The sequence below is a fragment of the Streptomyces bugieae genome (genome assembly GCF_036352915.1).
In the GTDB taxonomy this organism is placed as follows: domain Bacteria; phylum Actinomycetota; class Actinomycetes; order Streptomycetales; family Streptomycetaceae; genus Streptomyces; species Streptomyces endophytica.
On record NZ_JAZBJP010000002.1, the window covers coordinates 129316 to 143683 of the forward strand.

The following is a 14368-nucleotide window of genomic DNA, read 5'->3' on the forward strand; positions in this document are numbered from 1 at the left end:
CGGCAGGCCCGTCGCGTGCTCCGGCACGCTGTGCGGGACGGAGTGGGAGGCCACCGGGGACGAGGATGCCGTCCCCGCCGTGGAGGCCTCCACCGTCGCCGACGACGTCGACGCGGCGGAGGTGAGCGGGGCGGTCGTCGGCGCCTGGTGCTCCGGCGTGCCGGGGGTGACCGCGTGGGAGCCGACGGTGGCGGGGGTCTCCGCATGTCCCGGGGACGTCGTCGGAACGACCGAGGCAGCCGGGGCGGTCGCGGCGGCGTGCTGCTCCGGCTGGTCCGTCGCCGGGCCGGACGCCCGGGTCGCGGCGGCCGGGGCGGTGGTCGCGGCCCCCCGCTCCGTTTCGATGCCTCCAGAGCCGGAGGTGGTCTGCGAGGCGGTCTGCGAGGCGGACTCCGGGCTGGTGGCGGCGCGTGTCCCAGGCCGCGGTGCGGTGGCCGTCGTGGTCTCGTCGGGCTGCTGCGACCCGCTGTTGCCGTGGCCTTCCCCGCTCGTCATCGCGCTCCGGGCCGGCGTGTCCGCGGACGCGGTCGGCGTGGTGCGTCCGGTGGTGCCGGCCCCACCGTCGAGGGTCAGCGGCATGGTGGCCGGAGGGGCCGTCGAAGTGGCCGCTCGCGTGTCCTGCGTGGTCTGCGCGCGCTCCGTCTCCGGGGCGTGGGTACCGGCGGCGTCCGGGGCCTGTGCGCTCCCCGACACCGGCGCCTCGCCTCCCGGCTCGGTCCGTGTCGGCTGCGACGCGGTGGACGGCGCCTCGGCCGACTGCCGTTCGCCCTGAGGGGATTCGGTTCCGCCGGCCGGTGCCGTTCCGGTCGTCGATGCGGCGTCGGCCTGCGGCGCCGCCTCGGTCGCCACGGGCTCGTCCGAGGGGTGTCCGGTCGACGCACCGTCCGCCGTGTGTCCCGAGGTCCCGACCTCACCGGTGACGTCCTGGGAGAGCTTGGGTGCCTCGGGCACTCCTTCAACATTCTCGATGCCGGCAGGGGAGGTCCCGCCCGGTCGGTGGCGCCATCCGGCCGCGCCGCCGATCGCACCGGCGCCGGCGGCCATGCCGAGGTCCTGACCCGCGTCGAACGCCGCGTTGGCCGCCGCGCCCACCGCCACACCGGACACCGCACCGGTCACGGCGTGACCGACGATACTGTTGGCGAACTTGGGGGCGAGCGCGTTTCCGGCGAGGGAGATCGGCATTCCGATGGCGCCGCCCATGGCGCCCATCGCCGCGCCGAGGGCGGTGCCCTTCGCGTCCCACTCGGTGCGGTCGCCCTTGAGGAACTGGATGCCCTGCACCGCGGCGTCCATCGCCGCCTGGGTAACCGCCGCGCTGACCACCGCGTTGAAGGCCCGCCGCAGGATGAGTTGGACGTTGATCCGGACGGCGGTGATCTGCGCCGGAATCAGCGCGGAACCGTAGAAGGAGCTCGCCAGGGCGACGATCTCGGCGGCCAGCCATGCGCTCTGCGCCAGGATCATGTACTTGGCGTACTCGACCTGTAGGGCGGTGTTGACGCTCATGGTGCCGATGTCGTCGGCGGCACCGGCCATCGAGGGGATGCTCTGCCGAAGGCGCGACATGAACGAGCTGAACGCCGTCGCGGCGGCACCCTTCACGCTGCCGAGCACGCGGGCCGTCACCGGATCGACTTCGGCGGCGACGCGGTCGAGCTCGGTGGCGGCGCCCTTCCACACGGCGCCGATCGCTCTGACGTGGTCCTCGTCCGGCTTGGGCCAGTCCCCACCGGCCGCCCACGAAACGGCCCAGGCGATTTCCGGGGGGATCTGGATGCCCATGGAAAGCCCGTCAGCCGCGGCCGCGCGACGGTGTGGAACGCACGCTCGGGTGACCGGTCTCCCGGGGCACACCGTGGGTGCGGATCGCGTCCAGGACGTCGTACTCCGTGTTCGCGAAGCTCTTGCCCATGGTGTGCACCCCATCGGCGGTGCTGGTCACCACGTGCGAGATGTCCGCGAGGCCGCGCTGGAGGGTCTCGGCCGGGCCCTGGTACCCCTCGACGAAGGCACGCCCCATGGGGTCGTCCCACCCTTTGCCGACGCCCTTGAGCTCCCCTTCCAGGTTCTTGAGGACGCTCTCCGCCCGGCCGGCGATCTCGCGGATGTGGGGGACGGCCCCTTCGAGGCCGTCGGTGTCCACCGAAAGCTCACTGTCCATCAGTTCCTCCATGTCGCGTCGTCATGCGGTGGGTTGGGTGGTGTGGCCGGAGCGGTACGCCGTACCGCTCGGCGCCGTACGGTGGCGGTCCCGGCCGGCTGGAGCTTTCGGTCACTCCGGCGACCGGCCCTGCTCGACATAGGCCCGTACCGCCTCCGGCATGGACGGCTGCTCCGGCAACAGCGCCGTCAGGTCGGCGGTGCCCTCGAGGAATTCGGCCGCCGGGATCTCCGCCGGAAGACGGGCGGCCATCAGCTCCCCTGCCTGAGCCAGCGCCTCTTCCCTGGCCGACCGGGCGGCACCGAGGATCGCCTCGGTCAGCTCGGCGGGAGCCATCCTGCGATAGGCACCGGTGGGGAACTCCACACCGGTCAGCTCGCCCTGCGCCCCCACGGTGACCTTGACGGTCTGCCGGGGCGCCGTCCCGGTCGCGGAGATCTCACGGAGCCGCTGCTGGAGTTCACCGGCCTCCTGCCGCTGCCTGCGGTACTCCTCCAAGAGCTCTTCGATCCGCTCGTCGTACGGGCTCGCCACGCCGACTCCTCTCCCGTTGCCACCGGCTACCGCGCCCACCGCGGGCGGCGGGCGCGGGCCGGTCAGGTTCCTGTGCGGGTCAAGCCAAGCCGATCAAGCGTGGCCGGGCCCCGAGTCGGCAGGTCTGTGGCCGTCCGTACCTCCAGCTTTGCCCTGGCGTACCCATTGGCCGGGCACGAGCTCAGTCGATGATGCCGGGGATGTCACCGTCCTTCGTGCCCCACGGCATCGCACTCCTGGCGAGCAGCTCCGCGATCCTTCCGGACTCCGGGTCGTCGCCGTCCGTGGAGGGCGGCTCGGCCGAACCGGGCGCCTTCTCCGCGCGGGCCTCGTCCTCTTCCTCGTCCTCTTCCTCGTCGCCGAGCCAGGAGCCCGAGCGGAGCGGAGGCGGCTCGGCGGCCGCGCCGCGATCCCCGCCGGTGACCGGGGACCGGCGCCAGCTGGGCAGCCCACAACCGGCGGCGGCGTCGGTCTCGGCGGCCTCGGCGCTCCGCGCATCGGTCCCGAGCGGGTTCCCGTCGGAGGATGCGGTGGAAGGAGCCTGACCGTCCGCCCGTTCGCCCCGGCCGCGACGGCCGAGCGACCGCGCCAGCAACGGCGCGAGGGAGGTGGAAGCCGTGGCACCCCAGGCCACGACGTCCTCGGTCGAGACCGTCGAGGAGGGCAGGGGCACCCGGTCGGGCCGGCCCACGCCGGGCGTGCGCCCGTCGCCTCGCTCGTCCACCTCGCCGTGTGCTGCCGGATCGGATGCCGAGGCGCCCGCCGTACCAGCCTTCCTGGGCAGGGGCGGGTTGCCGGATGTCACGGGGTGACGAGGTGCGGGCTCCGCTGCGGTCGACGCCCGCGGATTGGGGGTGCTCGTGGCCGTCACGGCGGCGGTCCCGGCAGCGGAGACCGCACCCGGGGCGGACGCCGCGGCGGCACGCGGGGCCTGGGCGGCCCTCGGGGGGTGGGCGGTGGTGGCTTCAGCGGTCGCTTCAGCTGCGGAGGGCACCCTGACGGTCGCTTGCGCGGCGGTCGCGGCGGGGGCGGTCGCGGCGGGGCGGGGCGTCGCAGGGGCCGCGGTCGCGGCTGCCGCGACTCCGGTTGCCGCAACACCGGTTGCCGCAACACCGGCTGCCGTGGCCGTTGCCGCAGTGGTGACGGCCACGGTCGCGGCGGCGGACACCGCGCTCTCCTGGGCCGGTTGTTCCGCGTCCGCGTCGACCGCGGCGGGCTCCGGCGCTTCCGTGGCCGCGGCGGTGGCGGTGACGCCTTCCGCGGTGGGCTCCGCCACCCCGTCCGGTTCGGCGGCTGTCACGCCCTCACCGGCCTCCGGCCGCAACGGCAGCTCTTCGGCCGAACCCTCCGCGGTCCAGGGAGCCGTGGCTCCCTCCAGCAGGCCGGCGGCCTCGGACCTGTCACCCTCGGTGGCCCTCGCCGGGACGCCCGTCAGCAGGGGCGCGCCGCCCGCCGTGGCAACCGGCGCCGTCACCGACTCCTCGGCGGAGTGCGTGGTGCCGGTGGCTTCGGACTGCCCACCGACGGTCTGCGCGCCCGACGGGGCACCGTCGGGCGAACCGATCTCCTCGTCGTGGTCCGCGTCCAACTCGTCGGCCCAAGGAGCCCCGCTGGGGGTCAACAGCCCGGAGGCGTCGGAGCGTTCGCCATCGGCCCTGCCGTGGGGCGGCATCATCCCCATGCCCGGCGGCATCATCGGCATCTGCGAGCCCATGGCCGGTGTGCCGCCGCCCATGGCCCCACCCGACACCGCACCTTCGTCGGGTCGGAACGAGGGGACGTGGGGGGCAGTTGGGTGCAGGTTGTGGGGGGCAGTCGGGTGCGCGCTGTGGGCGCCACCGGCTCCCTCCCCCACCCCGCCGATGCCGGACCCGGTGACGTGGCCCGGGTTTCCCAAGGCAGAGCCGCCGAGGCCCCCTGTCTTGGTCAAGGCGCCACCGTGACCGGGCAGCCCGGCGGTGTCCGGTCCGGCCACATGCGTCGAGCCTTCGAAGGGGGCCACTCCGGGGGCGGCGCCGGCGCCGTGCCCACCCGCGACCGGCAGCGGAGCGGGGGCGGGGTTCAGCCACGGCGCCGAGCCCCCGGCCCCGGGAACGCCGGACCCGACGCCCGTGCTCCCCGGGAAGCCCACCGGCGTTCCCACCTGCCCGGCCCGCCCGCCGTCGAGCGCACCGATCCCCGGTGCGTCCGCCCCGACCCCTGGGGCCCCCGGGAACCCGGCGGGCGTTCCCACCTGCCCGGCCTGCCCGCCGTCGAGCGCACCGATCCCCGGTGCGTCCGCCCCGACCCCTGGGATCCCCGGGAACCCGGCGGGCGCACCCGCGCCGCCGGCCGGCGAGCCGTCCAGGGCACCGATCCCCGGAGCGGAACCCACACCCGGAACACCCGGGAAGGAGGCCGCCGCCGCGTCCTTGCCCGCACGGTTGCCGCCCGGTGCGGACATCCCGGGAAGGCCCGAACCCACCAACGGGGCACCCGGGAACGGGAGGACGGGCGCGTCCGCCCCCGTGGGGGGTGCGGCATCCATCGCCGGCAGCCCGGGTGGAGCAGCGTCGATACCCGGAGCGCCCGCAGACCCGGTGTTACCGGCGCCAGGACCGTCCAACGACGGCATCCCGGCAATGCCCGGACCGTCCAGCGCGGGCATTCCCGCAACGCCCGGACGGTCCAGCCCAGGCATCCCCGCAACGCCCGGCCCGTCCAGCGCGGGCATTCCCGCAACGCCCGGACCCGGACCCACCTGCGGAGCATCCGGGAACCCCAGGGGCGTACCCCCGCCTGCCGGGGCCGAGGCATCCGTGGGCAACCCTGCGGTCGACGGACCGACGCCAGGTGCCGTGAACGGCTGCACGGGAGGGGCTTCCGACGGTGCGGCCGCCGGGAGCCCCGCTCCGCCGCCGGACGGCACTCCGCCCGGCCCGACCAGCGGCATCTTGGGTGCGTTGGCCGGGGACGGGGGCGAGGCGGACTTGACGGGAGGGGTCACGCTCGACGGAGGGCGCACCGCGTCGACGGTGAACTGATACTGCCTCGCCAGGCTCTTGAGCACCTCCCGCATGTCCCGGGTCATCATGTTGACGATGGTCTGGTTCTTGCTCACCGGAATCAGCCCGTTGGACATCGCCTTGACGCCCTGGATCTGGGCCTGTTGTGCGTACCAGGAGTCGATGGCCGCGATCTTCGCCCGGGCCTCGGCCAACTGGTTTCCGTTCCGCACCAGTTGGTCCGGTACCGAGTTGAGGCGGGAGGAACCGCCGGAGACCGCACCGGCGATGGCGGACACCTGTTGGGAGAAGGTCTTCATGGTTGCCAGGAACGATTCCGCGGCCTCACCGCGCCACGGCCCGCTGTCTCCGGCGAGTGCGGTGGCCTGCTCGTCCAGGCTTTTCGACACCATCTCCAGCACCAACTGCACCCGGTAGAAGATGTTGCCGGCGTCCACCAGCGTGGCCGGATCGGAGACGGCGTTGGCACGGTTGTGGTCGGAGGAGTCGGCCATGGCGGCGCCGCCGGTGATGGCCGCCTCGATCTGTTTCCAGTCCCAGGTGTCGTAGTCGTTGACGGAACTCGCCTGGGACGGAGCGGCGTAGAGCGCGCCGTCATCTCCCTTGTCGAATCCGTTCTTGTTCTCCGCCATCGGCTCCGTGCTCCCAGTCGGCCTTCGGTTCCCGGATGACACTGCTCCGACCACGTGAACCGAAGGCTGATCACCCCGTGTCCGGAAACTGAAGCGGACGCCGCGGAGGGCTTCCGCCACGACACCGCAGAGGTCCGCCGGGGAACCGACCCCGGCGGACCAGGTGGCCCGGTGTGCCGCACACCGGGCCTGGCTCGGCGAACGAGCCGTGCTCTGGCTCAGGCAGCCCCGGTGGAAGGCGCCGAGCCGCTGGTGGAAGGCGCCGAGCCTCCGGTCGAAGGCCCCGAGCCTCCGGTGGAAGGCCCCGAGCCGTCACCCCCACCCGGGGCGGCGGGTCCGCTGCCGGTGTCCTTGAGCATGGCGCCGAAGTCCGCCTGCGCCCTCTCGATGGACTTGTGCAGGTCAACGGCCTTGATGCCGTTGGCCTCCTCAGCCGTCGTGTAGTTCTTGCTCAGGGTCCTCATGGCGTCGCCCACGTCGGTCAGGCCGTTGTAGAGGTCCGACAGCGCTTTGACCAGTTGGCTCTTCAGACCACCGTCCGCGTTGGCCCCTACGGTCTTGGTCTTGAGCTGGTCGGCGTCGTAGAACGAGCCGGGCGCAACCCTGACCTGGCGCAGCCGGTCCATCGCGTCCTTCACCGGTGCCTTCAGACTCTCGATGTTGCGGGCGACCACGTCGAGAGAGGGGGTGTCCACCGAGGTCGAACCCGATCCCCGATTGGCTCCTGGAACCGCGGGAGGTGTCGGCACCTGCGCCTCCACCGTGCGGGCCGGCGGCAGTGTGACCTGTCCGGGATCCCAGTCCTGAATGCCGGGACGCGAGCCTCCGGAGTCAGACGACGGCGCGGTGTACCCGGCCTGACTGTTTCCGAGGAACTCCCTCCCCATGTCACCCGTTCCACATGCTGGAGTTGGTGCCCTCGGCCTGCGCGTAGCTGGCGCGGATCTCCTCCAGCGCGGTCCCGGCGCTGGTGGCCTGCTGGACCATGTCGGCCGCTGCGCTGTCCCACTTGACCTTGTTCTGGTTGTAGGCGGTCTGGGCCTCACTGGTCCACTCGGCGAGGTGGTGCCGGGCGCTGGAGTCCAGCGATGCCAGCATGTTGCTGATGTTGCGGGAGATGGTGCGCATCTCCTCGGTGACGTGCTCGACCTGAGCGAAGTTGACGGTGTACGTAGGCATGTGTGCTCCTGAGGGGTGGCCGGGCCGACTAGAGGGAGAGCGGGGCGTGCATCCGCGACGCCACGCTGCTGGCGGCCTGGTGGGTGCTGTCGTGGGTCGAGCGGTAGACACCGGTGTTCTGCTCCAGGGTGTTCACCATCCTGTTCAAGGCGGACACCACGGTCTGGAAGTCCTCCAGCCACGTGTGCATCGCACCGCCGAACTGCGCGGCCGCGTCACCCGTCCAGTTGCGCGTGAGCACCGACACCTGCTCCGTCATGGCGGACAGCTGTGCACGCGCCGTGCTGTCCGCCTCCCGGAAGGCGCCCAGCGCTGCGTGCATTCCTTCGACTGTCACTGAGGTGGGTGTGGTCACCTTGTTACTCCTCACATGTGTGCCGGCTCCGCCTGCAACGGCGTGCCTGGTGGGTAGGTGTGCGTTTCGATGCTGGGCCACGACGAACGGCCCTTGGCCGGTCCGGCCCGGCGCTTGCCCTCGCTGTCATCCCACGGTGCCCTGATGTACCCGAGCACTCGATGACTGCCGGTGAGGGCCCTCAGCCGGGCACCGCCGCGCTCGCGACCGCCGGCCCCGCCGCTACGGCTCCGGCGCCGTACGGCAGATCGGCCACCCGGATCGTTCGCGTGGGGGCTCCGGCGGCCAGTCGGTCGGCGAACCGGTGGGCGCCGTAGGCACCTTCCGGATGCGCGGTGTCTGCGAAGTGGACGCCGAGCGCCTGCCGCAGCCCGTCGTCAACTGCCCTGCCGTGGCGGGCAAGCCGGCGCAGGACCAGCTCCGCGAGCTCCTCGGGCCCGTACAGGGCGAACCTCAGGTACTCGGCGAAGCAACCGGCCAGGTTGGGGCTCTCCCTCAGGACCTCGGCGAGCTGCGGCGCCTCACCGGAGATCACCACCGCCACGTCATGGCCGGCGCGGGCCGCGCGCTGCACGGCGTCGAGGACGGCGGAACGCTCCTGGTCCGGTCGGTCCGCGAACGACCGGTCCGCCTCCAACAGCAGGACCCCTCCCGCGGCCTCGTCGAAGGCGCCCGCGGTGAAGGCCTCGGCCTGGCCGTGCCAGCGGGCCGGGAACACGGAGAGCGGGACCCGGTGGAGTACTCCGGTGGTGAGCACCCCCTGCTCCGCCAGTGCGCGGGCGTAGAGCCGGGCCACCGACCGCCGTCCGCTGCCCGGGCGCCCTTCGAAGACCAGGTTGGCCGTCAGCGCCACCGGCTGCTGTTCGGCCCGCAGCTGCCCCAGGCCGGACAGCCTGGCGGCCACCGCCTGCCGTACCTCGGCGAGGCCGACGAGAGCGGAGAGCCGGGCGCTGCCCCGCCCCCGCGCGCCGTCCGGGCCGGGCGCTCGGGGGTCCGTGTCGTCACCGCCGGGCAGCTCGGGCACGTCCGCGGCGGACAACCTGCTCAGCTCGGCGTCCCCGGTGCCCGGCGCCGTCGCCAGCCGTGACGCCTGGTTGCTCACCATGGACTCGAACACGCCGCGCGCCACCCGGCCGTTGCCGAACGTCGCGCCCTTGGGGATCTGCTCGAAGTACCGGACCAGCGCCTCGTGCGCGCTGTCGTCGAGCTCGTAGTAGTGCCGCCCGCACATGTTGCGGGTGATGGTGACCAGTTCGGCGGGGCTGTAGTTGGGGAACTCCACGGTGCGCGAGAAGCGCGAGGCCATCCCCGGGTTGGAGGAGAGGAACTGCTCCATCTGCTCGGAGTAGCCCGCGACGATGACCACCAGTTCGTCGCGGTGGTCCTCCATCAGCTTCATCAGGGTCTCCACCGCCTCCTGACCGAAGTCCGGGCCACTGCCCTTGCCTTGGTTGGTCAGGGTGTACGCCTCGTCGATGAAGAGCACGCCGCCGAGCGCTCTGGTACAGACCTCCGTGGTCTTGATCGCCGTGCCGCCGATGATCTGAGCCACCAGGTCGGCCCGCGACACCTCTACGAGATGGCCCTCACCGAGGATGCCGAGTTCGGCGAGTACCGCTCCGTAGAGCCGGGCAACGGTGGTCTTGCCGGTTCCGGGCGGTCCGGCGAAGACGAGATGGCGGCTCATCGGCGGCATGGGCAGCCCCATCTCCTCGCGCCGCTGGGCCATCCGGTTGAGGTTGATGAGGCCGGTCACCTCCTGCTTCACGCTCTCCAGCCCGACCAGCGCCTCCAGTTCGGCCAGCGGTCCGTTGCCCGCCTGCCCGGAGGGCTCCGGCCGCGCGCCATGATCCGGCCGCCCGGGGCCGTCGCTCTCCTCCGGCGGTGCCCCGGCGCGGTTCGCCGGGTCCGACCGGCCCTCGCGCGTCGGGTTCGGCCGCGGGCCGCCGTTGTCCCGGACCTCGCAGTCATGCATCCGCACCGGCTCGACGGAGTCGCTGCGGATGCCCTCTCCCTCGTTGCCCTCCACCGTGCAGGAGCGCAGGTCGCCCCGCCCGGTGGCGTCCAGGCGCACACCGTGCCCGCGAGCGCCGTGCACCCGGCAGCGCTCGGCGACGAGCGAGCCCCCGTTCAGCACCCGGATCCCGTCCGTATCCGATGCGGCGACCACGGTGTCGTCCAGGCGGACCGCCGCGTCCGTGTCGACCACCACCCCGCCGCCGTGCAGCAGGGACGACTCGGCGACGACGTCGGCCGCGCCGGTGGCCTTGAGCGCCGCGCCCCGCGCCGTGCGCACCGTCAACTCGCCGAACCGGCCGGTGCCGCCCTCGCCCACCTCGACGGCGTCGCCACGAGCCAACTCGATCTCGCCGCCGCGCAGTTGGAGTCGAGCGGCACCCAGCACGCGCACTCCCCCGGCGTCCCCGACCACCGTGAGCCCGCCGAACTCGGCGGCGGAACCACCGGTGACGAGCACCCCGACCTGCTGCGCATCGTGGACCGCGAGGTCGCTCGCGGTAGGGGCGCTGTTCGCGTCCACCACCAAGCCCAGCGGTGTGTCCCGGATCTCGCACGCTTCCAGCCGCGGCTTGGCGGCACCGGTGATCCGCACCCCGCATCGCCCCGCGCCGGTGACGGTGCAGCCACGCAGCAGCGGGGCGGAGCCGGCCGCGATGTGCACCGACTCGCCCTCCGCGCCGGAGAAGGTGCAGTCGGTGAGGGTGACCGGGGCGCTGCTGGTCAGGTAGGCATCCGGTCCCGCACTGCCGGTCACCACGACCCGTCGCAGTTCGGCACTGCCTTCCTCTTCGACCACCAGGCCGGGTTTCCTGCTGTCGGCGACGGTGGTGTCCTCGACGGTCGCGTGACCCTGCCCGTTGACGCAGACCGCGTTGCCACCGCTTCCGGTCAGCGTGCACCCGCGCACGGTCAGCCGCCCCTGTGCCGCAACGACCACCGCGGACGAACCCGCCTCGGCCACCTGGCAGTTCTCCACGGTGTTCGCACCCGGCGAGGTCACCACGATGCCGGCGCCCCGCGGGTTGTCGACCGTGCAGTCACGCGCCACCAGCGTGCCCTGGTCCCGCGCCAGCAGGGCCGTCCAGGCCCGGCCGGAGATCGAGCAGTCGTCGAAGGCGGCCTGTCCCCGGCGCAGGTCGACCACCGGGTACTGCTCGTCCGCCCCGGAGAGCACCAGCCCGGAAAGCCGGACCTCCGCGGAGTCCACCACCAGCGCGCTGCCGGTGCTCGCGTGGATCTCCACGCTGCCCGGCCCGTCCTGGGCGGCCACGGTGACCGCGCCGGTGAGCAGGATCCGCTCCTCATATCGCCCGGCTTCCACGGATACCAGGGCGCCGTCGCCGGCCTGGCTCAACGCCTCGGCGATCGAGCGGTGAGCGCCCGGGCGCCGGGCGGAGACCAGCAGAATCTGCCGCGTCACGACGGTGACCCCTTTACCTGGCTGTTTCCCTGGGTGGTTCCCTGGGTGGTTCCCTGGGTGGTTCCCTGGGTGGTTCCCTGCGTGGCGACGCGCGCCGTGCCGATCAGCCCGGGTGGGCTGCCGAAGCTGTTCGACCAGTGGTCCGGCAGCGCTTCCGGGGGGTTCGCGCCCCGCCAGTGCTCGGCGGCGCGTTCCAGTCCGGCGACCGCTGCCTCGTCGAGCGGACCGGACGCGAGGTCCACCGTGCCGTCCGGCGCGATCTCCGAGGGCGACAGCTCCCGCAGCAGCACCTCGCGCCGCTCTTCCTGACGCACGTCCAGCACCTTGAAGCTGGTCCCGGGCAGGAAGACCACGCGGTCGGCGACGGCGGGTTCCAGCAGGACGGTGCGGCGGGCGGTGAGCGACCAGACGAGGAAGTCGACGGCGCCGGGCAGTTCGCAGGGGGTGCCGGTCAGGGCCGGGAAGAAGCCCCACTCCGTCACCAGTCGCTGTTGTCGGTACCACTGCCACTGCGCGTCGCTGACGGTCGTGCGCAGCACGCCGGCTCCACGATGTGACGGCAGACGGCGGAGTCCCTCGTACACACAGCGGGACAGCGGCACATGCGGGCCGACCGTCGCGCGGCGCACCGCGGCGTCGATCTTGCTGCCCTCGGCAGAGAGGTAGAGCCGCACCGCGACCAGGTCCGTGAGGGTGTCCTCGGAGGGCTTCCTGGCGTCACCGCGCAGGCCCGGTGACTGCGAGAGCAGCCGGGCCAGGGAGCTGGCGGCGGCGTCGTACTGCTGCCGCAGGGCACCGCGCAGCCAGTCGCGCTCCCGGTCGATGCCGCCGGCCGGGGGGACCGCGCACGCCTCGGGCCGCGGCGTCGGCTGGACCCGCGGGTCACCGTCCGAAGGTTCGGACGCCGCCACCTGGCCAGGTCCCCCTGGCGCGCCGACCGGCGCTGCCCCGTCGTCAGGTGCGGTCGGCGCCGCCTCCTTCGGCACCCCCTCGGCGGCCGGTTCGCCGGACGCCCGTGCCTCCGGCAGGTCGGGCACCGGCTTCGCACCGCCGGACGGTCGAGGGGCGTCACCGGCGAAGGCAGGTACGGCGGCGGGTACGGCGGAGGCGGCTTCGGCCTCGGCCGGAGCCGGCAGCAGATCCGCCTCCAGGCGGACGACCGGCGGGGGCGCGGGAAGCTGCGCCGGTGGCACGTCCGCTGCCGCGGAGGATTGTCCGGCGGACGGGGGCGCGGCCGGGGGCGACACGGCGGGAACCGACTCGGCGGGCGATACGGGGACGGGATCCGGCACGGCGGGCGATACGGGGACGGGCTCCGGCACGGGAGCGGCAACGGGCGCCGGGGTAACTGTGGCCGGCGCGGGCGCCGCGGGAGCCCTGACCGGCGCGGGCGCCGCGGGAACTGTGGCCGGCGCGGGCGCCTCGGGAACTGTGGCCGGCGCGTCCTCCACGGGAGCCGTGGCCGGCGCGACCTCCAGCGTCACCGTGGCGGGCGCGGCCGCCGGCGTCACCGTGGCGGGCTCCGGCGCCGTGGTGTCCGCCGGCGCGCTCGGTTGCGCCGTGGAGGCTTCCGGGGCCGGGCCCGTCCCGACGTCGGGGACACTGCCGGTGAGGGAGGGACCGCCGACCGGGACCGACCAGCCAGGCGCGAGCCTGGCAGCTGCCGACCCGGCAGGCGCGGACGCGGCAGACGCGGACCAGGCAGGTGCGGACCCAGCAGGTGCCGACCCGGCAGGCACCGACCCGGCCGGCGCCTCCTGGCCACCGGGCGCGCCCGTCCCCGACGTGGCCATGGCAGCCGGCAGTACCTGAGAGGACTGGCGGGTGGCCGGATCGAGACGCCACAGCGCCCCCAGGGCGAGAAGCTGCATGCGCTCGGCGCTCTGCTGCGAGCTCGTGTCGTAGAGGATCTTGGCGGCGGTCGGGTCGAGGGGAAGTGCCCGGACGGCGTGCGCGTCCGCGGGCTCGGTCGGCGGACGCATCCACAGCCCGCTCTGGGTCACCTCCAGCACGGCGTCCGGAGCGTAACCGTAGACCCCGGGCGAGAGTTCGGGCAGACCGTGGACCGGCAGCCGATGGCTGACCGGACGGGGAGGCAGGACCTGACCGCCGCTCTGCCGGCGTGGCAGGTAGCCGAGTTCCCTGGCGAACGGCCGCCAACCGGGCGAGCCGTCGGGGCACACCACGTGCACGTCCGGCTCCCCGGTGACCGCCGGACCGCCGACCGGCAACCCGCAGTAGACGGTGACCGGCCGGCCCAGGAGGTCGGACAGGGCCTGTCCCAGCGTCTCCTCCTCGGGGGCCGCCACCGGACCGTAGCCCACGAAGCGCACCTCACCGCGGTGTTCCTCGGGTACCGCGCGCCAAAAACGGGCGACGTCCGCCAACGGCAGGGCGGAACCGCCAGGGTGGCCCAGCACCACGCACAGCCGCTTGCGGTCGCACGGCACCACGCTCGTCAACCGGAACCGGTGCACTTCGTGCCAGAGGTCGTCCGACGCCGGGCGCAGCCACGCCCCACCCGGCAGCGGCTCGCAGAACCCGGACGGCCCTGGACTCCAGGACTGGTTGACCATCCAGTCCTCCCACTGCGGTTTCGGAGCGCGGCGCGAGTCCCACTGCGGCGGCCCGTCCGGCCGCAGCCGGATCCAGCCCGTTTTCGCGTCACCGCGGACGAAGAGCGAGCCGTCGTCGACCCGCACCAGTTCCCCGGCCGGGACGAGTACCTCGGTGCCGAGCCGGTCGGCCAGCCACTGTCCGGCGGGCATCAACTCCCCGGCACTGCCGGGGACGGGCACCAGACGCAGACCGCGGCCGCTACCGTCGTCGCGGCTGAGCCTGCTCGCCACCGGCCGCCAGGCCGTGGGGGGAAGCGCGGCGGGCACATCCACCGCCACCAACCGGTGGTCGGGGTCGAGGGCCAGCCCCTCCGCCCAGCTCCGGGACCGGCGGCCGCCCCGCTCATCGGTCCCCTTCCGCCTCACCAGCACGGCGTGGCCGACGGTCAGGCACTCCACGGCGGGTGCCGTGGGGCGGAGGCGCTCTACAGGGATCCGCATG

Annotated in this window: 10 protein-coding genes and 1 pseudogene; 2 read left to right on the forward strand and 9 right to left on the reverse strand. The window is 73.6% G+C overall.

Annotated elements, in window-relative coordinates; genetic code table 11:
* The first annotated feature begins 79 nt into the window (after positions 1-79).
* On the forward strand, positions 80-772 hold the full coding sequence (locus V2J85_RS05775) for a hypothetical protein (protein ID WP_330820811.1): 693 nt from the start codon (positions 80-82) through the stop codon (positions 770-772).
* Positions 773-891: 119 nt separating this feature from the next.
* On the forward strand, positions 892-1491 hold the full coding sequence (locus tag V2J85_RS05780; RefSeq protein WP_330820812.1) for a hypothetical protein: 600 nt from the start codon (positions 892-894) through the stop codon (positions 1489-1491).
* On the opposite strand, the pseudogene V2J85_RS41605 reads toward V2J85_RS05780, so the two are convergent.
* The 9 genes and pseudogenes from V2J85_RS41605 to V2J85_RS05820 all read right to left on the reverse strand — a co-directional run.
* Positions 1435-1785 (reverse strand): annotated as a pseudogene (locus V2J85_RS41605) (WXG100 family type VII secretion target); the annotation flags it as partial. The gene V2J85_RS05780 and the pseudogene V2J85_RS41605 sit on opposite strands and share 57 nt — an antisense overlap.
* Before the next feature lie 10 nt (positions 1786-1795).
* The gene (locus tag V2J85_RS05785; protein ID WP_261957962.1) at positions 1796-2164 is read right to left on the reverse strand and encodes a WXG100 family type VII secretion target; all 369 of its coding nucleotides are present in this window, start codon (positions 2162-2164) and stop codon (positions 1796-1798) included.
* A 111-nt stretch (positions 2165-2275) separates the two neighbouring features.
* On the reverse strand, positions 2276-2698 hold the full coding sequence (locus V2J85_RS05790; protein WP_261957961.1) for a YbaB/EbfC family nucleoid-associated protein: 423 nt from the start codon (positions 2696-2698) through the stop codon (positions 2276-2278).
* 181 nt (positions 2699-2879) lie between these two features.
* A complete protein-coding gene (locus V2J85_RS05795; protein ID WP_330820813.1) occupies positions 2880-6335 on the reverse strand; it encodes a hypothetical protein in 3456 nt (1151 codons plus the stop codon).
* Positions 6336-6553: 218 nt separating this feature from the next.
* The gene (locus V2J85_RS05800) at positions 6554-7030 is read right to left on the reverse strand and encodes a hypothetical protein (RefSeq protein WP_261957959.1); all 477 of its coding nucleotides are present in this window, start codon (positions 7028-7030) and stop codon (positions 6554-6556) included.
* A 193-nt stretch (positions 7031-7223) separates the two neighbouring features.
* On the reverse strand, positions 7224-7514 hold the full coding sequence (locus tag V2J85_RS05805; RefSeq protein ID WP_261957958.1) for a WXG100 family type VII secretion target: 291 nt from the start codon (positions 7512-7514) through the stop codon (positions 7224-7226).
* 28 nt (positions 7515-7542) lie between these two features.
* Complete coding sequence (locus V2J85_RS05810) at positions 7543-7950, reverse strand: WXG100 family type VII secretion target (RefSeq protein WP_330820814.1); 408 nt, start codon at positions 7948-7950, stop codon at positions 7543-7545.
* A gap of 100 nt (positions 7951-8050) precedes the next feature.
* Entirely contained in the window at positions 8051-11308 is a 3258-nt protein-coding gene (locus tag V2J85_RS05815; protein ID WP_330820815.1) for a right-handed parallel beta-helix repeat-containing protein, read from the reverse strand.
* Positions 11305-14367 carry a hypothetical protein gene (locus V2J85_RS05820; RefSeq protein ID WP_330820816.1) on the reverse strand — a complete coding sequence of 1021 codons (3063 nt, stop codon included), beginning with the start codon at positions 14365-14367 and terminating at the stop codon, positions 11305-11307. The genes V2J85_RS05815 and V2J85_RS05820 overlap by 4 nt, the downstream gene beginning before the upstream one ends.
* Position 14368: the final 1 nt, after the last annotated feature.